The sequence below is a fragment of the Pseudomonas sp. 06C 126 genome, from assembly GCF_001855215.1.
Taxonomy (GTDB): domain Bacteria; phylum Pseudomonadota; class Gammaproteobacteria; order Pseudomonadales; family Pseudomonadaceae; genus Aquipseudomonas; species Aquipseudomonas proteolytica.
On record NZ_MIFU01000076.1, the window covers coordinates 67,093 to 87,166 of the forward strand.

The 20,074-nt window shown below is 58.9% G+C and carries 19 protein-coding genes, 1 tRNA gene and 3 pseudogenes; 12 read left to right on the plus strand and 11 right to left on the minus strand.

The window, feature by feature from the left end:
- The first annotated feature begins 13 nt into the window (after positions 1 to 13).
- Positions 14 to 634, plus strand: a complete 621-nt coding sequence (locus BHC62_RS10515; protein ID WP_070994991.1) for a LysE family translocator — start codon at positions 14 to 16, stop codon at positions 632 to 634.
- A 109-nt stretch (positions 635 to 743) separates the two neighbouring features.
- Here BHC62_RS10515 and BHC62_RS10520 read toward each other — a convergent pair whose 3' ends face one another.
- Positions 744 to 1,634 carry a LysR family transcriptional regulator gene (locus tag BHC62_RS10520; protein ID WP_029294881.1) on the minus strand — a complete coding sequence of 297 codons (891 nt, stop codon included), beginning with the start codon at positions 1,632 to 1,634 and terminating at the stop codon, positions 744 to 746.
- 165 nt (positions 1,635 to 1,799) lie between these two features.
- On the opposite strand from BHC62_RS10520, the gene BHC62_RS10525 reads away from it, so the two are divergent.
- The 6 genes and pseudogenes from BHC62_RS10525 (at position 1,800) to BHC62_RS29310 (ending at position 8,747) form a co-directional block, all read left to right on the plus strand.
- A complete protein-coding gene (locus BHC62_RS10525) occupies positions 1,800 to 2,882 on the plus strand; it encodes a 4-oxalomesaconate tautomerase (RefSeq protein ID WP_029294879.1) in 1,083 nt (360 codons plus the stop codon).
- Between the two features lie 43 nt (positions 2,883 to 2,925).
- Complete coding sequence (locus tag BHC62_RS10530; protein WP_029294877.1) at positions 2,926 to 4,239, plus strand: dicarboxylate/amino acid:cation symporter; 1,314 nt, start codon at positions 2,926 to 2,928, stop codon at positions 4,237 to 4,239.
- A gap of 133 nt (positions 4,240 to 4,372) precedes the next feature.
- Positions 4,373 to 5,677, plus strand: a complete 1,305-nt coding sequence (locus tag BHC62_RS10535) for a CitMHS family transporter (RefSeq protein ID WP_029294875.1) — start codon at positions 4,373 to 4,375, stop codon at positions 5,675 to 5,677.
- Positions 5,678 to 5,772: 95 nt separating this feature from the next.
- Entirely contained in the window at positions 5,773 to 7,017 is a 1,245-nt protein-coding gene (locus BHC62_RS10540) for an OprD family porin (protein WP_143007524.1), read from the plus strand.
- Positions 7,018 to 7,076: 59 nt separating this feature from the next.
- Positions 7,077 to 7,883 (plus strand): annotated as a pseudogene (locus BHC62_RS29305) (cache domain-containing protein); the annotation flags it as partial.
- Positions 7,884 to 7,991: 108 nt separating this feature from the next.
- Positions 7,992 to 8,747: a methyl-accepting chemotaxis protein gene (locus tag BHC62_RS29310; protein WP_371128914.1), complete on the plus strand. Its 756-nt coding sequence runs from the start codon at positions 7,992 to 7,994 to the stop codon at positions 8,745 to 8,747.
- 77 nt (positions 8,748 to 8,824) lie between these two features.
- On the opposite strand, the gene BHC62_RS10550 is transcribed toward BHC62_RS29310, so the two are convergent.
- Positions 8,825 to 9,187 carry a DUF2388 domain-containing protein gene (locus tag BHC62_RS10550; protein ID WP_256324326.1) on the minus strand — a complete coding sequence of 121 codons (363 nt, stop codon included), beginning with the start codon at positions 9,185 to 9,187 and terminating at the stop codon, positions 8,825 to 8,827.
- A gap of 151 nt (positions 9,188 to 9,338) precedes the next feature.
- Between BHC62_RS10550 and BHC62_RS10555 the strand changes: the two genes are divergently transcribed.
- A complete protein-coding gene (locus tag BHC62_RS10555; RefSeq protein WP_070994994.1) occupies positions 9,339 to 9,818 on the plus strand; it encodes a hypothetical protein in 480 nt (159 codons plus the stop codon).
- Between the two features lie 12 nt (positions 9,819 to 9,830).
- Positions 9,831 to 10,073 (plus strand): hypothetical protein, encoded by a 243-nt coding sequence (locus tag BHC62_RS10560; protein WP_029294865.1) that lies wholly within the window; start codon positions 9,831 to 9,833, stop codon positions 10,071 to 10,073.
- Between the two features lie 112 nt (positions 10,074 to 10,185).
- Here BHC62_RS10560 and BHC62_RS28925 read toward each other — a convergent pair.
- Together BHC62_RS28925 and BHC62_RS10565 are read right to left on the minus strand one after the other, a co-directional pair.
- A pseudogene (locus tag BHC62_RS28925) lies at positions 10,186 to 10,308 on the minus strand (lysis protein); the annotation flags it as partial.
- A 19-nt stretch (positions 10,309 to 10,327) separates the two neighbouring features.
- Positions 10,328 to 10,534 (minus strand): phage head-tail joining protein, encoded by a 207-nt coding sequence (locus BHC62_RS10565; RefSeq protein WP_070994995.1) that lies wholly within the window; start codon positions 10,532 to 10,534, stop codon positions 10,328 to 10,330.
- Between the two features lie 98 nt (positions 10,535 to 10,632).
- On the opposite strand from BHC62_RS10565, the gene BHC62_RS10570 reads away from it, so the two are divergent.
- Both BHC62_RS10570 and BHC62_RS10575 read left to right on the plus strand, forming a co-directional pair.
- Positions 10,633 to 11,073 (plus strand): hypothetical protein, encoded by a 441-nt coding sequence (locus BHC62_RS10570; RefSeq protein WP_070994996.1) that lies wholly within the window; start codon positions 10,633 to 10,635, stop codon positions 11,071 to 11,073.
- A gap of 55 nt (positions 11,074 to 11,128) precedes the next feature.
- A pseudogene (locus BHC62_RS10575) lies at positions 11,129 to 11,653 on the plus strand (tyrosine-type recombinase/integrase); the annotation flags it as partial.
- 99 nt (positions 11,654 to 11,752) lie between these two features.
- Here the strand turns inward: BHC62_RS10575 and BHC62_RS27355 are convergent.
- From BHC62_RS27355 to ggt, 3 genes are all read right to left on the minus strand, one after another.
- Positions 11,753 to 12,631 (minus strand): serine protease, encoded by an 879-nt coding sequence (locus tag BHC62_RS27355; RefSeq protein ID WP_071610023.1) that lies wholly within the window; start codon positions 12,629 to 12,631, stop codon positions 11,753 to 11,755.
- A gap of 193 nt (positions 12,632 to 12,824) precedes the next feature.
- A tRNA-Cys gene (locus BHC62_RS10580) sits at positions 12,825 to 12,898 on the minus strand.
- Positions 12,899 to 13,127: 229 nt separating this feature from the next.
- Positions 13,128 to 14,852, minus strand: a complete 1,725-nt coding sequence (ggt, locus tag BHC62_RS10585; RefSeq protein WP_070994997.1) for a gamma-glutamyltransferase — start codon at positions 14,850 to 14,852, stop codon at positions 13,128 to 13,130.
- 145 nt (positions 14,853 to 14,997) lie between these two features.
- On the opposite strand from ggt, the gene BHC62_RS10590 reads away from it, so the two are divergent.
- Complete coding sequence (locus BHC62_RS10590) at positions 14,998 to 16,284, plus strand: MFS transporter (RefSeq protein ID WP_070994998.1); 1,287 nt, start codon at positions 14,998 to 15,000, stop codon at positions 16,282 to 16,284.
- A gap of 103 nt (positions 16,285 to 16,387) precedes the next feature.
- Here BHC62_RS10590 and BHC62_RS10595 read toward each other — a convergent pair whose 3' ends face one another.
- From BHC62_RS10595 to BHC62_RS10610, 4 genes are read right to left on the minus strand one after another with little or no spacing between them, the layout of a single operon-like run.
- Positions 16,388 to 16,891, minus strand: a complete 504-nt coding sequence (locus BHC62_RS10595) for a nitrous oxide reductase accessory protein NosL (RefSeq protein WP_256324327.1) — start codon at positions 16,889 to 16,891, stop codon at positions 16,388 to 16,390.
- 25 nt (positions 16,892 to 16,916) lie between these two features.
- Positions 16,917 to 17,747: an ABC transporter permease gene (locus BHC62_RS10600; protein WP_029294854.1), complete on the minus strand. Its 831-nt coding sequence runs from the start codon at positions 17,745 to 17,747 to the stop codon at positions 16,917 to 16,919.
- Positions 17,744 to 18,655, minus strand: a complete 912-nt coding sequence (locus tag BHC62_RS10605) for an ABC transporter ATP-binding protein (protein WP_070995006.1) — start codon at positions 18,653 to 18,655, stop codon at positions 17,744 to 17,746. Before BHC62_RS10605 ends, BHC62_RS10600 begins: the two co-directional genes overlap by 4 nt.
- On the minus strand, positions 18,655 to 19,914 hold the full coding sequence (locus tag BHC62_RS10610; RefSeq protein ID WP_371128915.1) for a nitrous oxide reductase family maturation protein NosD: 1,260 nt from the start codon (positions 19,912 to 19,914) through the stop codon (positions 18,655 to 18,657). Before BHC62_RS10610 ends, BHC62_RS10605 begins: the two co-directional genes overlap by 1 nt.
- Positions 19,915 to 20,074 lie beyond the last annotated feature (160 nt).

Consider the following 20,074-nt stretch of genomic DNA (forward strand, 5'->3'; position numbering starts at 1 on the left):
TCTGGAGATGCATATGGACTTGGCAACACTCGCGTTATTCCTGCCGGCCTGCTTTGCGCTGAATATGGCGCCAGGGCCCAACAACCTGCTGTCCATCAGCAATGCAACACGCTACGGATATCGCACAGCCTGCATGGCAGGCGTCGGTCGTTTGCTGGCATTCACGATCATGATCGCACTTGCCTCGGCGGGCTTGGCCGTCGTGTTGCAAACCTCAGAACTTGTCTTCTACGGGATCAAAATAGTCGGCGCGGCGTACCTCTTCTACCTGGCGTATCAACTGTGGAACGCCGCACCGCAAGCAGAGGCCGAATCAGTAAATGCTCGGGTGGGGCTGTGGGGGCTGGCTAGGCAGGAATTCCTGGTCGCTGCTGGCAACCCCAAAGCCATTCTGATCTTTACCGCGTTCTTGCCTCAATTCGTTGACCCCACGGTAGATGTCGGCTCCCAATTCACACTGCTTGGATTGCTGTTCCTGGCACTGGAGTGGATTGCGATTGGCATCTACGCATACATCGGATTGCACATGCGCCGCTGGTTCACGCAGCCTCGCGGCAAGAAGATTTTTAATCGTTGCTGTGCCGGTTTGTTGTCCGCTGCGGCCTCGATGCTATTGATGGCGCGGCGCGCCTGATCATCATCGACAATACAAAAACGGACAACATGAGGGACCGATTTACGCTCGCAGAGCGGGCCCCTTTTTAGATAAAAAATCTGCCCCTTTGTGCTCGATTAGCCCTGGCTCACTGCGGCCATTGCTCAAGCAGTATCGAGACGAATTTTTCCGCCGCTGGTGAAAGCGATGAGCCGCGGCGGTAGACCAAGCCCAAAGAGCGGTTCACAACCGGCTCAATCAAAGGGACGCTGACCAAGGTGGGATGATCTTCAGCCGGCATGGCCAAGCTCGGCATCGCCGAAACCCCTAAACCAGCCTCCACCAGGCCCAACGAAGTAGAGAGGTGCTGGACTTCGTAGAACCATTGCGGCCGCCAGCTCAAGCCCGACAGGGCGTGGTCGAGCAACATGCGGTTGCCGCTCAGGCGCCCTACCCCGATCAGACGGTAATCGCTCAATTCAGACCAGGTGACCGAACTGCGCCCTGCCAATTCATGATCACGCCGGCACGCCAATACAAAAGGTTCGCTGACCAATGGTACGAACTCAATGTCCGGGTGCTGCCCACTCATCATGTTGATACCGAAATCGGCTTCCCCCCGCAGTACCGCTTCAAGCCCCTCATTGGCACTCAAGTCCAGCAGTCGGATGCGGATTTTTGGGTAGCGTTCGTTATACAGGCGAATGACTGAAGGCAAGAAATAGAAGGCGGCAGTGGGGATACATGCCAGCGTTACCCGGCCAATCTGGCGTTCGGCCAGTTCACGGATATTGAGAATCGACTCATCGAAGTCATCCAACAAACGACGCGCCTTGGGAAGAAAGTCACGCCCGACGCTCGTGAGGCTGACCTTACGTGTGGTGCGATCAAGCAAAGAGGTGCCCAACCCCTCTTCCAGTTTTTTTATCCGGCGACTGAGTGCAGGCTGGGACAGATGCAAGGCATCAGCTGCTTCGTGAAAGCTGCCAAGTTCGGCGATTTTAACGAAAGATCGAATATCGTTCAGCTCATAGTCCATGTCTTATCTCATCAGCAGCAGGCGCCAGAAGAAGGCTCAGCGTAAATTCATCATTCGAAAAACGCAATAATCTCTTCAATTTTTGCATTTGATACATTTTTTAAAGCTTGAGACTCTTGCTCCAAGAACATCAATTACGTCGATTGATCAACAAGAGTCAGTATCATGCAAAGAATTCCCTGTGTGCTGATGCGCGGTGGCACCTCCAAAGGCCCAGTCTTTCTCGACTGGGATTTGCCGACAGCCATTGAGGCCCGTGACGAACTGCTGCTCAACCTGATGGGCTCCGGCCACGAACTGGAGATCGACGGAATCGGCGGTGGCAGCCCACAAACCAGTAAGGTTGCGATTGTCAGCCCATCGCTGCACCCGGACGCCGACGTTGACTACCTGTTCGTGCAAGTGATGGTTTCGCAACGTCGGGTCGACAGCGCGCCCAACTGCGGCAACATGCTGTGCGCCGTCGGCCCGTTCGCCATCGAACAGGGCCTGGTCAAAGGCACGCCGGGCCGCACCCGGGTCCGCATCCGCAACGTAAACACAGGGACCTTCATCAACTCCGACGTGTACACACCGGATGCCAAGGTCAGTTACGAGGGCGACACCGCGATCGATGGCGTGCCGGGTACCGCCGCGCCGGTACAACTGACATTCCTCGATGCGGCCGGCAGCAAGACCGGCAAACTCTTCCCGACCGGCAATACACAAGACGTGATCGACGGTATTGCGGTGACCTGCATCGATATGGCAATGCCCATGGTGCTGATCGAGGCCAGCCAACTGGGCAAGCGTGGCGATGAAAGCCCGGCCGAACTGGACGCCGACAAAGACTTCCTGCGACGCCTTGAGTCATTGCGACTTCAGGCCGGCCGGGCCATGGGCCTGGGTGACGTCAGCGACAAAGTGATTCCAAAGCCGGTGCTAGTCTCGCCCGCCAAAGCCGGCGGTACGATCCAGGTTCGCTATTTCATGCCACATAACTGCCACCGCGCGCTGGCCATTACCGGCTCGATTGGTTTGGCCACCGCGTGCGTAGTTGAAGGCAGCATCGTCGCGCAGATGCTCGGCGGGATCAGTACGCCGCGCCTTGAAGCGGTGCGTATCGAGCACCCAAGCGGAGGAATTGATGTCGTATTGTCCTACACCGGCGTCAAGGGTGAGACAATTCAGGCCTCGGTCGTTCGCACCGCGCGCAGGCTTTTTTCCGGCTACGTCTATGCCACGGACTCTCAGCGCCTCGCCGGATAATTCCGGCGGTCGTTGGCATTTTTGCATCCGCACAATACTAAAAATGGGTGATGCCATGAAAGTTGTAAAATCGCTCTACTTCCAGATTCTATGCGCCGTGGTGCTGGGCATCGTGGTCGGGCACTTCTGGGCCCAGCAGGCCGTTGCACTCAAGCCGCTGGGCGATGCGTTCATCAAGCTCATCAAGATGATGATTGCTCCCGTGGTGTTCTGCACCATCGTCACCGGCATCGCCGGGATGAGCGACAAACGCTCGCTCGGCCGCCTGCTCAGCAAAACCATGCTGCTGTTTTTCGGCCTCACGGTGATCAGCCTCGTGATTGGCCTGGTGGCGGTGTACGTGTTCCAGCCGGGTGCCGGCATGAACATCGACCCCACCCAACTGAGCACCAAAGGCCTGGCCCAGTACACCGAGTCGGCGGCGAAGCTTGGGGTTGTGGAGTTTTTCATGCACATCATCCCGGACACCTTTATCGGTGCCTTCAGTAAAGGGGAAGTGCTGCCGGTCCTGTTTATCGCGGTGTTGTCCGGCTTCGCCTTGTCATCCCTGGGCGAACGTGGCAAGCCGGTGCTCGATGTACTCGAATCCGCCTCGCACATGGTGTTCAAGATCTTCGCGTACCTGATGCGTTTTGCACCGATCGGCGCTTTCGGGGCCCTGGCGTTCACGGTCGGCCAGTACGGCATCACCTCGCTGGGCTCGCTGGCGAAACTGATCATGACCTTGTACATCGCCTGCGGCTTCTTCGTGTTCGTCGTCTTGGGCAGCATTTGCCGCGCCAATGGTTTCAGCCTGTGGAAACTGCTGCGCTACTTTCGCGAAGAGTTCCTGGTGGTGCTCGGCACCTCCTCCACGGAACCGGTCATGCCGCGCATGCTGGAAAAACTCGAAGCGCTGGGCTGCAAAAAAGGCGTCGTGGGCCTGGTCTTGCCCACCGGCTACTCGTTCAACCTGGACGGCACGGCCATCTACCTGTCGTTGGCGGCGATTTTCATTGCCCAGGCCTGCAACATTGACCTGAGCCTGACGCAAATCATCACCATGCTGGCGATCATGCTGCTGTCCTCCAAAGGTGCGGCCGGCGTGACCGGCAGCGGGTTCGTGGCACTGGCCTCGACCCTGACGGTCATTCACGACATCCCGTTGGCCGGCCTGGCGCTGCTGATCGGCGTTGACCGCTTCATGTCGGAAGCGCGGGCGCTGACCAGCCTGGCCAGCAACGCGGTCGCGACGGTGGTGATTTCGATGTCCGAAAATGCCTGCCACCGCGAAACGCTGGCGCGGATGCTCGACGCAAAACCCGGTGCGGCACAGGCACAAGCCTGGGAAGACCAGAAGGTCGCCAGCCGCGTCTAGCGCAAACCACAAACACCTACCCCTGACTTGACTGAACCCCTTCTCCGCCAGGCGCCATTGTGCCGCCCGGCGGGTCAGGGCTCGTGCGCCTCGGCGTCAGCCATTCTTACGATAACAACAAGAGAATCGTCCTATGCTCGCTTTCCTTGGCTTGGCCATGGTGGTCGTATTCACCTTCCTCATCATGACCAAGCGCTTGTCACCGATCGTCGCACTCACCGTGGTGCCTATCGTCTTCGCGGTTATTGGCGGCTTCGGCGGCACCACCGGCAAAATGATGCTCGACGGCCTGAAAATGGTCGCACCGTCTGCCGCCTTGCTGCTGTTTGCCATCCTGTTCTTTGGCCTGATGATCGACGCGGGGTTGTTCGATCCGCTGATCCGCAAGATCCTCAAGCGCGTCAATGGCGACCCGATGAAAATCGCGGTCGGCACCGCCCTGCTGTCATTGCTGGTCGCCCTCGACGGCGACGGCACCACCACCTACATGATTACCTGCGCCGCAATGTTGCCGTTGTATAAACGCATCGGCATGAACCCGATGATCCTGGCGACCATCTCCATGCTGTCGTTGAGCATCATGAGCGGCATGACCCCTTGGGGCGGCCCCGCGACACGGGCCATCGCCGCACTGGGCCTGGATGCCGGCGAATACTTTGTGCCGTTGCTGCCAACCATGATCGGCGGCGCCCTGTGGGTGGTCTTCACCGCCTTCATACTGGGGCGTGCCGAGCGCAAGCGGATTGGCAACGTGCAACTGCAAAGCGGTGGCGGAGATTGCTACATCAACGCGATTCTTGAAGACACCCCACACAAACGTCCAAAGCTGGCCTACGTCAACCTGGTGCTGGTGATTGCGGTATTGATCGCCCTGGTGATGGGTCTGATGCACTCGGCGGTCCTGTTCCTGATCGGCTTTGTGCTCGCGCTGATGATCAACTACCCGCAATTGGACATTCAGAAAGAACGCATCCTGGCGCACTCGGGCAACGCTATGACGGTCGTGCTGTTGGTGTTCGCCGCAGGGATTTTTGCCGGGATTTTTTCCGGCACCAAGATGGTCGACGCCCTGGCGCAGACCCTGGTCGACTGGATCCCGCCGTCTTGGGGTCATCTGTTCCCACTGGTGGTTGCGGTCACCAGCATGCCGCTGACCTTCGTGCTGTCCAATGACGCCTACTACTTCGGCGTGGTGCCGATCCTGGCCAATGCCGCCGCGGCCTACGGCATTGATCCAGTGGAAATCGCCCGAGCCTCAATCCTCGGGCAACCGGTGCACCTGATGAGCCCACTGGTGGCCTCGACCCTGTTGCTGGTGGGCATGGTCGACCGTGACATCGGCGACTTCCAGAAAGCCACCGTCAAATGGGCGGTGCTGACCTCCCTGGTCGTTACCGCGCTGGCCCTGCTGACCGGGGCTATCAGCCTGTTTACCTGATTCATCTTCCTGCTGCGTTCCAACGCGCCTCGCTCACGGGGCGCGTGCTGCCCTGCACGCCCAATAACAACAACGAGACGTTTGCCATGAACCCTATGTATACCCGTCGGGCCCTTTTTTGCGCGTTCGGCCTGGTACCCATCGCCGGTGCCAATGCCCAAGGCTTTATTGATGACAGCAAACTCAAGCTGCAACTGCGCAATGTGTATTTCAACGAGAACTTTCGCGACGAACACGGCATGAGCGCACGCGCCGCGAGAACGGCAAAAAGCGAGCGCACCGAGTGGGCCCAGGGATTGCTGCTCGACTATCAGTCCGGGTTCACCGCCGGCACTCTTGGCTTCGGCGTAGACGCCCTGGGGCTCTACGGCGTAAAGCTTGACTCAGGACGCGGTCGCAGCGGCACCGGGCTGATGCCGGTGCATGACGACGGCCGCGCAGCCGGCGAATTTGCCAGCGCGGGCGCCACCGCAAAAGCGAGGTTCGCCAACACCACCGTCAAGTACGGCACCCTGCTGCCCAAAACGCCGGTGCTGATTTACAACGACGCACGCTTGTTGCCCCAGACCTACCAGGGCACCCAGATCAGCAGCAACGACATTGAAAACCTGACCATCACTGGCGGGCACCTGGACCGTTTCAAATTACGCGACTCCACCGACAGCGTACCCATCGTGCCTGACGGCTACAGCGGGGGAAAATCGGGAGACTTCAACTATGCCGGGGCCGAGTACAAATGGGGGAAGAACACCCGCTTGAACTACTACTACGGGGAGCTGGAGAATTTTTACCGGCAGAACTTCGCCGGCATCCAGCACGATCTGCCGCTGGCCGGTGGCGTACTGACCGGCGACCTGCGCTACTTCAACAGCGTAGACAGCGGCTCGGCCTATGCAGGCAAAATCGATAACGACATGCTCAGCGGGCAACTGTCCTACGCGATCGCCGGGCATACCGTCGGCGGGGGCTACCAGACCCTGCGCGGCGATGCCGGCTTGCCCTACATCAGCGGCGCCACCGTGTACTCGTTCAGCAACGCCGGCATTGGCAAGTTCATCGAGGAAGACGAAAAGACCTGGATGCTCAACTACGGCTTCAACTTTGCCGCCGTCGGCGTGCCCGGCCTGACCTTCGCTGCGCGCTACCTGAGTGGCAATGACGGCAAGTCCACCAGTACGGTCAAGGAGTGGGAGCGCGATACCGAACTGGCCTACGTGGTGCAGGCCGGCACGCTCAAGGGGCTGGGTGTGCGCATGCGCAACTATGTCTACCGCTCTGAGTTTTCCCGCGGGCGCGACAGCAACCGCCTCTACCTCACCTATGACATTGCCCTCTGGTAAGTCGACGATCGCGGCCCTTGCGGCCGCCTTCCCACCAGTTCAGGTAAGGACATCCCCACATGCTGTTCAAGAACAAAGTACTGATCCTGGTGCTGGCCCCCGTGGTGCTGCTGTCCACGGTGCTGGCCCTGACAACAAGCGCCAACCTGCTGGCGAGCGCCGAGCAGGAAGTCACGGTGACCCGCGAGCGTTTGCTCGATGAAAGTCGGGAACGCTTGAAGGACTACGCCTCCCTTGCGCAAACCTCGGTGGCGGACCTTTATGCGCAGGCCCAGACGAGCGAAAAGGCCACACGTGCGCTGGCGATCGCACGACTGTCCAAGATGAAGTACGGCGACGACGGCTATTTTATCGGTTACGACAGCCAGGTCGTGCGCCTGTTTCGTGGCGACAGCAGCGAAGGCGTCGGCACCAACATGAGTGACCGCAAAGACAAGAACGGGGTTTACCTGAACCGGGAAATGGTCGCCGCCGCGAAGAACGGCAGCCACTTCGTCACGTATTCAGGGGCCTTGATCAATACCGACAATGTGGTTGCGAAACTGGCCTACAGTTTTTACCTGCCCGCCTGGGACATGGTGGTAGTCACCGCGATCAACCTCGACAGCATCGAAAGCCAGGTCGCCCAGGTGCGCGCCGAAATCCATCAACGGGTGCGCAGCCTCGTCTATGGGATAACCGTCATCGCCTTGATTGCACTGGGCATCATCGGCGGGCTGGGCTGGGTATTGGTGAAAAACAGCCTGCGCCCCCTGTCACGGATTCGCGAGCACCTCGATGAAATCGCCGCTGGCGAAGGCGATCTGACGCGGCGCCTACCCACCAGCCACGATGAGTTCGGACAGGTAGCCGTGTCGTTCAATGCCTTTTGCGACAAGATTCATGGGCTGGTCAGCCAGATCGTCAGCATGGCCCGTGAGTTGAATGAGTCCGTCACCCAAGTGGCCGAACAGAGCAAATGCATCGACCACGTCATGGCGCAGCAACGCCAGGAAACCGATCAGGTCGCCGCAGCAATCAATCAAATGTCATCCGCTGCGCATGAGGTGGCCGTAAGTGCCCAGAGCGCTTCAGATGCAGCCGCCGAAACCGATCTACAGGCCCAGCATGCCAGGCAGGTCGTCAATGAAAGCATCGCCCGCTTGGACACGCTGACCGCAGACCTGTCCACGGGCGGCGTATCGCTGAAAAGCCTGCAAGGCGATGTAGAAGGCATCGTCACCGTGCTGGATGTCATCCGCTCGATCGCCGAGCAAACCAACCTGCTGGCACTCAATGCCGCGATCGAAGCGGCACGGGCCGGCGACGCCGGGCGCGGGTTTGCCGTGGTGGCCGATGAAGTGCGCGCATTGGCCAGCCGGACGCAGCTCAGCACCCAGGAGATCCAAGCCATGATCGAGCGGCTCAACCAGGCCACCACTAAGGTCGTGACCGCGATGAGCCACTCCGGCGAAGCGGGCAATGGCGCCAGCCTGCACGCAGAACAGGCTGGCCAGTCGTTGGGCAAAGCGGTCGAACTGATCGTTACCATCAATGCGATGAACGCACACATCGCCAGTGCCGCGCAGGAGCAGACGTCAGTGGCCGAGGAAATCAACCGAAGCGTCCATCAAATAGCCCGCGCGATTGAAAGCGTCGCCGACCAGACCCAAAACGGCGTGCAAACCGTCGATGAACTATACGCCATAGGTCATCGCCTTGAAGGTCTGTTGAAGCAATTCAAGATTTAACCCCACGGCACGACGGGACTGCAGGACGCACAAACCCAGTGGGCAGATTGGCTAAAAGTGGTCGAGGCCCTATTTCGCTAGCGCGATTCGTAAACCAAAACGGCTTCAGCCAGCATCATGTCGCTGGCTGTGGCCGGCTCATGCCCAATCCGCAAAACCTCGAACGCCGCCTCCAGGCTCGCGCCTCTAATAACCCCATCACTCGCGACGAAAGCGGCAGCATCATTGCGAGCGGCAACTATCTTGGAATCGCCTCCCTTTGAGCTATTGCGGCTACTTCCTTGACTGTCTTCAGTCAGCGTGACGGGGAAAAGAGTCACCGCAAGACTCGACGAAACAACCGCTCCAAAGACCGAGACTTCCACCGCCCTGCCATCACCCGCGATTACCGGAAAACTGCACGGGAACCCGAGCATGAGCACCATAATCAGTTTGCGCAAAATTCTACTCCACGGGGGTGAGTCATCCTTTAGAGGCTGAATCTAACGTGTTCCTGGCCGGGCATCCAGGCTGATCGGCCAGGTGAAATGATTTGAATCCAGCGCGTGCTTTCTAGACAATCCCCGCCTTTGGCTCGAAAGGATGCGTGCGATGAAGTTCGAAGGGACTTTCCAATACATGGGCAATCACGGGATCGTGTTCAACGTCTCGCAGGTCACCCTCACCGACAGCGAACGCGGACGCCTGCGCGAGCTGCATTTTGGCGAGGCGAAAAGCGCTCACTACGAGGTCAACCGCAAGGTCGTCGAGGTGTACGACAAGATGCTGGCCAAGAACCTTCCGTGCCTGATGATGATCGGCATCTCCAAGCCACTGACCCGGCAACAGGGCGATGTTCTCAACACTCAACGCACCAAAATCGCCAACCTTGCAGCCTCGGCGTTCGCTGGCGCCACCTCTTATGTTGCCTCCCCCTACGTGGGCGCCCCTGTCGGCGCCGGTGTGCGCATGTACGTGAATGAAACCCTGCCCACCTATCACGCAGGCGACGTACTGGTGAGCATTGAGGCGCAGGTCAATGGCGGCATCGGCCCGCAACGCAGCGCCTCGACACTGATCATCAAGACCTGACGGGAGAAACACATGTCTGACATTACCCAACTGGTCGTTGCACTGGTGCTGTTCTTCCTGCTCGACCGATTTGTTAAGCCGTACCCCCTTCGCAAATGGTTAGGGGTACTGCTGATAGCGATAGGTGCAGTCGGCTGCGTTGCCGCGAGCCAAACCCGCTTGTTTGGGTTTGACCTGGGGTTGCTGTCGATCTTTGCCGTTGCACTGGGGGTGGGGTTGTTCCTGAAGCGGCGGAGGTTCGAGCAGGTGGGTTGAAGGTGACAGGAGTATTCGCTGATTGGCGCTCCAGCGCTCTACAGTAAAAAGGGGGCGCGAGGTAAAAAGGGGGCGGATTTATTTTGAAAATAGATCCGTCCCCTTTTCCGTTTTGGTCACCGACATCGGTGATGCCGATAATTCGTTGAGCATGCGCTGGGTCAAGTTGGGCTCTTGTGGCTCCATGAGCCACGCGGCCGGTGGCGGTGGTGGTTGGCATTGCACACGCGAGAGCGTCGGAAAATGTCGGGCCATTAGATCCCCTTGCCTCCGTGAATGAGCCGGATCACGCGAGAGCGTGGCCCGGCGGAATCGGTCAGCGACGTGCGGATCTGGTCGCGGGCTTTGAGTAGCTCGTCGATGGAGCGGTACTCCACCGTGCGGTCGCTGTAGCGCACGGTCTTTTCGCCGCGCGCAATGGCGCGCTCGATGGCTTCGAGGTGCTTCGGAGTAAACGACATGACGGTTCTCTAAAGGTGGTAGCCATATGCTATAAACGCAGCCAAACCTGAGTTTGATCGCATTTCCACACCTGGCTGAATTACAAGGAGTTCAAGGCATGACAGCCTCCAACATCGAACGCTTCGACGAATTGACAGGACAAATTTTTGGCAAGCTCTACACCAGCTTTCCCATTCCTACACATCTCCAGTCCCGCCACTTCATAGCTGATAGCATTTTGAGTAAACCGTCTCCGCAAGACCCAGAGCGAGTCCAAGCAGTCAAGATGTTCTATGCAACAGCTCGTTGGCTGGCTACTTCTGGATACATCAGCTTTAGCGAAACAAGAGATGGAATCGAAGAAGCCGTCCTGACTGCCAAAGGTTTGGAAGTTTTAAAAGCAACACCGTCCAGTCTCGAAAGCGGCCCCTCTATTGGTGAACGACTTGCCGCTACCGGCAAAGAAGGGGGCAAGGAGATTTTCAACGGGCTTGTGGGCGAAGCCCTTGGCCTTGGTGCTCGCCTGTTCGCCCCTTTGATTGGCCTCCCTCAAACCTAACGCCTCTTTAAATATCCGCTTGTGGAGCTGCGCCGCTGAATGGGTGCGGCGGGTTGCGGTGTACACCGAGGCCGTGCAGGAACTAAAGGACGCGATGGACATGGCCTATCTCACTGGCCAGCGTCCTGCCGATGTGCTCAAAGTGGCCGTCACCGACTTGAACGCAGGGTTTTTGATGGTCAAACAGGGAAAAACCGAAAAAAAGCTGCGCCTTCTACTGGAGGACGACGGAGTGCAATCCGGGCTCAGTGCTTTTATCAGCAATCTACAGGAGCGCCGGACCCTCGCAGGGATCAAAACGTCGAGACTGATCACCAACACATCCGGCCTTCGCATGAGCGCGCAAATGTTACGCAACCGCTGGGACGAAGCTCGAGAAAAAGCCGCCATTAAGGCCGGTGCCGACGGTGACACGGCCCTAGCCGTGCTGATCCGTCAGTTCCAGTTCAAAGACATTCGCCCAAAAGCTGCTAGTGAAATCGAGTTAACTCATGCCAGTCGGCTTCTCGGCCATTCCATAGAAGAAATGACCAAAAAAGTGTATAGAAGAATAGGTGAGATAGTGAAGCCAACAAAATAAAACCATCTTTCCTCTTAAAATAAAATATAAAAAATGTTCGGCGTATTCCGCCGCATAAAAGACACCTAAATCGATTAAAAATAAAGACGGGCATCCCCATCACTGGTTATTTTCAATCAGACCACTAATTATGGGAATAAAATCATCCAGCGCATCAGCATGAATTACAAACCCCAAATTCATCATTACTTCTATAACAGGAATAGCGCCTGCGTCAGTAGCCAAAAGAGATGGAACCGGCTTTGGAATGAGCTTACCTTTAGTTGAATATGTCGGCCCTCCCCATAACGTACCTATGAGCTTAGCACCCAAGCCGGGGGCATATTTGCCTCCACTCACTCGATAAATTCCATCTTCGTAAAGAAATACAGGCGATCCACTTGAGCCTGGAAAACAAGCGCAGTCTATTACGAAATATCTGTTGTTATCCCACCTAGTTAAGCAATGGGTTGCGGTCATTCCCTTCCGTACAATAGGCTTATTATTATGCTTATCCCACATTCCATTTGGATATCCAACCATCACCACTGACTCGATTGGTCTTATGTGCGGAAAATCATCCACACCAAGTCGCCATCGCTTATCCAAGAAATTATTTTTTGGAGTGTAACCCTCAGTAATTCGACCTAATATTTGCCCCATCTGTATCACACACAAATCTACTTCATCATCAGGATGCATCAAAATAGATCCATCAAGCGGATCCAACTCAAAGGTATGCCTTTCCTGCCAATCCACACTACCATCTTCATTTATATGCGAGCTTCTTTTTGCAATATCCAAAGTAACTTTAATTAACTCAGACCCACACACCACGTGCTTATTAGTAACAATCAGAGGGGTTACAACAAATCCCGACTCTGTAGTCGGGGTTTCTATATTATAAAAATAACCAGTGCCAACACTTTTCCCAGCCTCTGAATAAGATTCAATTCGGACAGTACTTAGTGAAACAGCCGTTGCAGGATTCATTGCCATAATCGCGTTCCTTGTCTGCCCACCGGCGTGATAGTGCAGAGTGGTCAAGGAGAAATTTAGCACCTACATCAGAGTCAATGTGTGATATTTCACAAGGTTAGCGAACGTCAAAAATGTAGAGGTTGCGGAAACGATCACAAATCCCAGACAATAAAAAACCCCGTAGACCATTGATCTACGGGGCTTTCAAGAGTGGAGGCCGAGGTCGGAATCGAACCGGCGTAGGTGGATTTGCAATCCACTGCATAACCATTTTGCTACTCGGCCTCAAACGATCAATGCCAAAACCACCGACATTCACCGCATATAAACTTGAGTGGGCTATGTGAAGCTTGCCTCTACTCTATCTCATTGAAAACATTGAAGTTTTTTATGCCTCAGTGCGTTCGATGGCGGCAATTATGTACTGATTTGCCGGGACTGGCAACCCCTTGATTTCAAAAAATATTCTTCTGTGAAGCAGAGCAAGGGCGGCTGGCCCCTGCCCTGCCTGGGGTTAGTAGCCCAATGACAGCCCGGTGTTGCGCCGTGGGTCGTTGGCGCCGTAGAAGCGGTTGTTGCCCACGGGTTTGCCGTCCAGGGATGGGGCGCCGACGAGGATGGCGGCCAGGTGGTTGGCGTCTTGGGGGCCGGCGAATTTGTGGCCCCAGCTTTCGAGGATTTTCTGGGTGTCGGGGCTCAGGGCGAAGGTTTCGAGGTTGGTGCTGTCGGGCATCCACTGTTGGTGGAAGCGCGGGGCGTTGACGGCTTCCTGGATGTTCATCTTGTAGTCGATGACGTTGAGGATGGTCAGCAAAGTGGCGGTGATGATGCGGCTACCGCCCGGTGTGCCGATGACCATCACAGCCTTGCCGTCCTTGGTGACGATGGTCGGGCTCATGGACGACAGTGGCGCCTTGCCTGGGGCGATGGCGTTGGCTTCGCCCTGGACCAGGCCGTACATGTTGGGCACGCCGACCTTGACGGTGAAGTCGTCCATCTCGTCGTTCAAGATCACCCCGGTCTTGCTGGCCATGACGCCGGCGCCGAACCAGTCGTTGAGGGTGTAGGTCACCGAGACTGCGTTGCCCCATTTGTCGACGATGGAGTAATGGGTGGTGTTGCTGCCTTCATGGGGCGCCACGCCGGGCTTGATGGCCGTGGAGTCGCCAGCCTTTTGCGGCTCGATGGAGGCGCGCAGTTTGGCGGCGTAGTTCTTGTCCAGCAGGTGCTCCACCGGGTTCTGTACAAAGTCCGGGTCGCCCAGATAGCTGTTGCGGTCGACGTAGGCGTGGCGCATGGCTTCGATCTGGTAATGGGTACCCTGGGCCGAGCCGTAGCCCAGTTCGGCCATGGGGTAGCCTTCGAGGATGTTCATGATCTGGCAGATCACCAGGCCGCCCGAGCTGGGTGGTGGCGCCGAGACTACGTGGTAGCCGCGATAGTCGCACTCGATGGGCGCCAGTTCGCGGGTCTGGTATTTGTCCAGGTCGGCCTGTGCGATGATGCCCTTGCCGGCCTGACTGGAATCGACAATGGCCTTGGCCACCCAGCCTTTGTAGAAGCCATCGGTGCCCTTGGCGGAGATTTCCCGCAGGGTGCGGGCCAGGTCTTTTTGCACCAGTTTCTGCCCGACCTGCAGTGGCTCACCCTTGTTGAGGAAGATGCCGCGCAGGTCCTGGTCTTTTTTGAACTCTTCGGTGGCGCTATGCAGCATGTCGATATCGCCCTGGTCGAGGGCGAAGCCGTTTTCTGCGAGCTTGATTGCCGGCGCGATGACTTGGGCGCGCTTGAGGGTGCCGTATTTGCTCAGGGCCAGCTCCATGCCGGAGACGGTGCCGGGTACGCCGACGGCCAGGTGGCCCTTGGCGCTGAGGCCGGGGACGACGTTGCCGTCCTTGTCCAGGTACATGTCGGCGGTGGCCGCCAATGGGGCTTTTTCGCGGAAGTCGAGGAAGGTCTTGCGCCCGTCCGCCAGTTGCACGGTCATGAACCCACCGCCCCCCAGGTTACCCGCCGCCGGATAAACCACCGCCAGGGCGTAACCCACGGCGACAGCCGCATCCACGGCGTTGCCGCCGGCCTTCAACACATCGACGCCCACATGGGTCGCCAAATGCTGGGCCGTCACCACCATGCCGTTTTCACCGGCCACCGGGGCCTGGGAGGCCGCCTGCACACCGCTGAATGTCAGGACCAGGGCCGTCGCGATCAAGGTTCGGGTAAAGGGTTGGTAGTTCATCCGTGGATACTCTGTTTTATTAGAAGCATTAAACGTAGCTGCTTTCGCACGCCAACCCCAGTCAGGTGGCGCGTTTCAGACAGAGCTTGTCGGTGTCGGAATGCTATATTCGCCCCGCCCCACTCCTTGCCCATGAGACTCACCGATGCCCACGGTCGCCGACCCGATCCATGCGCTGTACCACAAGATCACCTGGAAGCTGATTCCCTTCCTGTGTTTCTGCTACCTGGCCGCCTATCTGGACCGGATCAACATCGGTTTTGCCAAGCTGCAGATGCAAGACCAGTTGCAGTTCAGCGAAACCGCGTTCGGCCTGGGCGCCGGCCTGTTTTTTGTCGGCTATATCCTGTTTGAAGTGCCGAGCAACCTGATCCTGGAGCGGGTCGGCGCGCGGATCTGGATTGCCCGCATCATGATCACCTGGGGCCTGCTCTCGGCCTGCACGCTGCTGGTCACCTCCACTACCCAGTTCTATGTCCTGCGCTTTTTGCTCGGCGTTGCCGAGGCGGGGTTCCTGCCGGGGGTGTTGTACTACCTGACCACCTGGTTCCCCACCCATCGCCGGGCGCGGGTGATTGCGCTGTTCATGATCGGCCTGCCGCTGTCCAGTGTGATTGGTGGGCCGTTGTCTGGCTGGATCATGAGCCACTTCGACCAACTGGCCGGCCTGCGCGGTTGGCAATGGCTGTTCCTGCTTGAAGCATTGCCCAGCGTGCTGTTGGGGGTGCTGGCGTTCTGGGCGCTGCCCAATACCTATCACCAGGCCAAATGGTTGTCTGCCGACGAAAAGGCCCTGCTGCAACAGCAATTGCACGCCGACGCCAGCCAGGCCAGCCACAGCCCGCGGCGCTTTCGTGATGGGTTCTTCAACATTAAGGTGTGGATGCTCGGTGGGATCGATTTTTCGATCCTGCTCAGTGCCTATGCCATGGGTTTCTGGATGCCGACACTGATCCGTAACGCGGGGATCAGCGACACCTTCCATATCGGCCTGCTCACCGCCCTGCCCAGCGTCGCCGCGCTGGCCGGCATGCTGCTGATCGGCGCCAGCTCCGACAAATACCGTGAGCGCCGCTGGCACATTATCGTGCCCTTTCTGGTGGGCGCCGTGGCCATGGCCAGCAGCACCTTCTTCACCCATAACGTGGTCGCCACCGTGGCCCTGTTTGCCGTGGCTTCGGCGGCGATCCTTGGCGCGGTGCCGGTGTTTTTCAGCCTGCCAGCGACCTTCCTCACCGGCACCGCGGCAGCCACTGGCTTTGCCCTGGCCTGTTCCCTGGCGAACATCGCCGGCTTGGTCAGCAACTCGCTGATGGGTCTGGCCATTGACCTGACGGGCAGCAGCGCCGGGGCGATGTGGTTCTTTGCCGGGAGCCTGGTGCTCAGTTGCTTGCTGGTGATCGCCTTGCCGGCGAAGCTGGTCAACCGCTAGGCTGTGGGAGCTGGCTTGCCTGCGATAGCGGTGTGTCAGCCGCCAGAAATGCTGACTGAACTGCCGCTATCGCGGGCAAGCCCGCTCCCACAGGAGAGCAGCCTCAATGACCGCGATGGGCCATGCCACTCGGCTGCTGCAACAGTGCCAGGTCAATCTCCTCAAAGCGCAACACCCGCCCGCCGGTATCCGCCGCGACTTTCTGTGCCACCGCCTGCTCGGCAAACGAGGCCAGCACCACGCCCATGGCGCCCTTGAGCCCGGTGCCAAGCACGTAGTACGCCGTCTTGGCGTCGATCAGATGGGCATCATCCGGGGTGTCCCAATGACTGCGCCCCATGTCATGCACATACAGCTTTGACTGGGCATGATGGTTTTCCGGCTGCAACCACCAGCCGAGCATTTCTGCGGTCGAGCAAAACTTCTTCGCCACGCCCTGCTCCACCACCTGGCCCTTGGGCCCGGGGAATTCGCTGATCACCATGCCGCACACATGGCACTCATCGGCCGGATGAAACGCCACCGGCCCATCACCCACGCCCGCCGCCACCGGTTTGTCACACCCGACCAACAGCAGGCTCAACAGCAATACCAACCCGATTTTCATGCTCATCCGCTCCAGTAATAAAAACTCAGGCTGCGCGCCGCCCAAACAGCCAATAGGCCCAGGCCAGTGGCCCTACGACCCATAAAGCCAGGCATAGCCACAACACCGCCGTCGGTACTGCCAGGTCGCCCGCCAATGCCATCACGCCCACCGACGCCGGGCCGGTATCGAAGCCCGACAGGTTGATCAGCCGGTACACATCCGCCGGGTTGAACAGCAACAACCAGGGCAGCAGCGTCGGGCTGAACTGGCCCTCGCTGATGACCAGCAGCGCCAGCAACGCCAGGTCGAACACCAGGACAAAAAAGAACCACACGCCCAGGGCCAGCCCGGCCGCCGTGGACTTCTCTGCCGAGACGGCGCTCAACACATACGCCAGCCCCAGAAAGCCCCAGCCGAGCAAAGTCGACGTCAGCATGAATCGACCAAACGCCCACAGCAGAAGGCTGAACTCGACGTCATCCACCAGCAGCGCAATGGCGAGCATGGCGCAGCCAAATCCGATAAAGGTCGCCAGGGCCAAGATCAACCCATGCCCCACGAACTTGCCCAGCAGGATCTGCCCGCGCCCCAGGGGATAAGTGAGCAACAGCAGCAAGGTGCCGCTTTCGTCCTCGCCCACAATCGCGTCATAGGCCAGCAACAGCGCAATCAACGGCATCAGGAAAGTCGCAAGGCTGGCCAGGCTGGCGATGGTCGCCGGGATCGAGGTGAAGCCCAGTTGCCCGGACGCCGCCGCACCGAGCCAGGCGATGCCGATGGCCAGCACCGCGAACAACAGGCTGATCGCTAACAACCAGCGATTGCGCAGGCCATCGCTGAATTCCTTGCGGGCCATGTTCCAGATCGGCGTCATAGGGCACGCTCCGCAGGGCTTTCCATGTAATGGCGGTACAGGTCCTCCAGGGACGGCACGACGATTTCCACATCGCTGGGGTTTTCCTGGTCGAGCAACTGACGCAACAGGTCCAGCTTGTTGCCATTGAACGCAGCCACTTGCAGGCCCTCCGCGCCCCAGCGCCGGGTCACGTGGCCGGCCTCGCTCCAGCGTTTTTGCAAAAGCGCCGCCCGTTGCAAGCCACTGCTGCGGATCAGGGTCGGCAGCCCGGCTTCTTCGCGCAACGCCGCCAGGGTGCCGAGGGCCAGCAGGCGGCCCTGGGTGAGGATCGCGGCGCGGTTGATATGGGCTTCCACCCCCGGCAGCACATGGGAGCAAAGGATGATGCTGGTGCCCTGCCCGCGCAGGCGGTCGAGCAAGCGATACAAATCCTGGGTGGCGATCGGGTCGAGGCCTACGGTGGGCTCGTCGAGCAGCAGCAGGCGCGGCTCGCCAAGCAGGGCCTGGGCCAGGCCGAGGCGCTGGCGCATGCCCTTGGAATAGGTCTTGACCCGCCGCCGCGCCGCCGCGGTCAGGCCGACGTCTTCGAGCAGCGTCGCGACCTGGCTCATCGGCGCGCCCTTGAGCCGGGCAAAATGCTGCAGGGTCTCCAGGCCGCTGAGTTGTGGGTAGAAGGTCACGTTTTCCGGCAGGTACCCGAGCATCTGCCGTACCTGCGGATCGCTGGGCGCCCGGCCGAACACCCGCACCTGGCCGCTGCTTGCCTGCAACAGACCGAGGATCAGCTTCATGCTGGTGGTCTTGCCCGCGCCGTTATGGCCGAACAGGCCCAGTACCTCCCCGGGCGCCAGGCTCAGGCTCAGGTCATGCAGCACAGTGGCGTGCCCATAACGCTGGGTCACGCCTTGGATTTCGACGACAGGCATCATGCGGGCTCCTTGAGCAGGGAAAGCGTGGGGTCTTTCATCAGCGGATGGCTGTCCATCACTCCCGGCGACTTGATCACCGGAAACGCCCGCTGCACCCAGCGCAGCAACTCGATGCCGGGGCTGTTCATCAACAGGCGCACTTGGGGGTACAGCCACAGCAGGCGGTCGACGTTATCGTTGGGCTCGTAGGCCACATCCCCCAGGCCATCGCTGTTGCGGTCCCAGCCCAGGTAGTCGCTCCAGTAATTGCCCCGGCCATCCGCCGACCACTCCTGCAAACGTGTGGCCACGTACTTGACCTGGCGCTGGTTGCCGACAAAGGCGTTGCCGGCAATCCGGTTGTCTTCGGAGCCGGCCGTGAGGTGAATGCCCACCGCACTGCGCCCGAAGTGGTTGTGTTCGATGCTGTTGAACAGCGAGTTGTAGATAAACAGTGCCTTGCCTTCGGCACCAGTGATCATGGTGTCGCCCGTGGTGCCGTCGCGCACATCGTTGACCACGTTGTCGCGCAGGGTGGAATAGGTGATGTAGTTCATCAGGATCCCGTAGTTCTGATCCTCTTCGGAGCGATTACCGATCACCGTCAGCTTGCGGCTTTGCATCAAGGCGTAGCCGGTACGGGTGCGACGGGTGATGTTGTCGAGTACCTGGTTGTCGTTGGCAAACATGTAGTGGATGCCATAGCGCAGGTCTTCCAGGGTGTTGCCTTGCAGCAGGTTGCCGTTGGAGGTGTCGATGTAGATGCCGTCGCGGGCGTCGCGCACGTGGTTGCCGATCACTCGCGCGCCCTTGACCGCATACAGGTGGATGCCGTTGCCCCGGTCCTGGGAGCGCAGGGTGGGGTCGCCCTGGATCTGGTTGTCGATCACGCTCACGTCCGCCGTGCCATCGACCCACACCCCAAAACCCTGGCCGCGCATATGGTTGCCCTTGATCAAGGTGCCGTGGGCCTTGGGTTGGATGAAGATCGCCGCGTTCATCGCGGTGAGGTCATGGCCCCAGTCGAGGAAGGTGCAGCCCTCGACGGTGACGTCGGCAGCGCTGATCAGCAAGCCGTTGCCCAAGCCCTGGCTGTGGATCACCGCACCGGGTTCGCAGGTGAGTTGCAGGGGTCGGTCGATGCTGAAGGAGCCCAGGTAGTCGCCGGCGGGCAGGCGCCAGTGCTGCGGGCCTGCGGCTACCAACGGCAAGTCGGTGATGGGCAGTAAAGCGGCGCTGGCGGTGGCCGAAAATAGCAGCCACACACACCCGATCAATAACGTGCGGGGTTGAACCACGGAGCATTCCTTTTGATCAAAACCCAATCTGTGGAGCGACACAGATCTAGTGTGAGAGCTGGCTTGCCTGCGATGGCGGTATACCAGCCGCCAAAAATAGTGGCTGAACCGCCGCTATCGCGGGCAAGCCCGCTCCCAC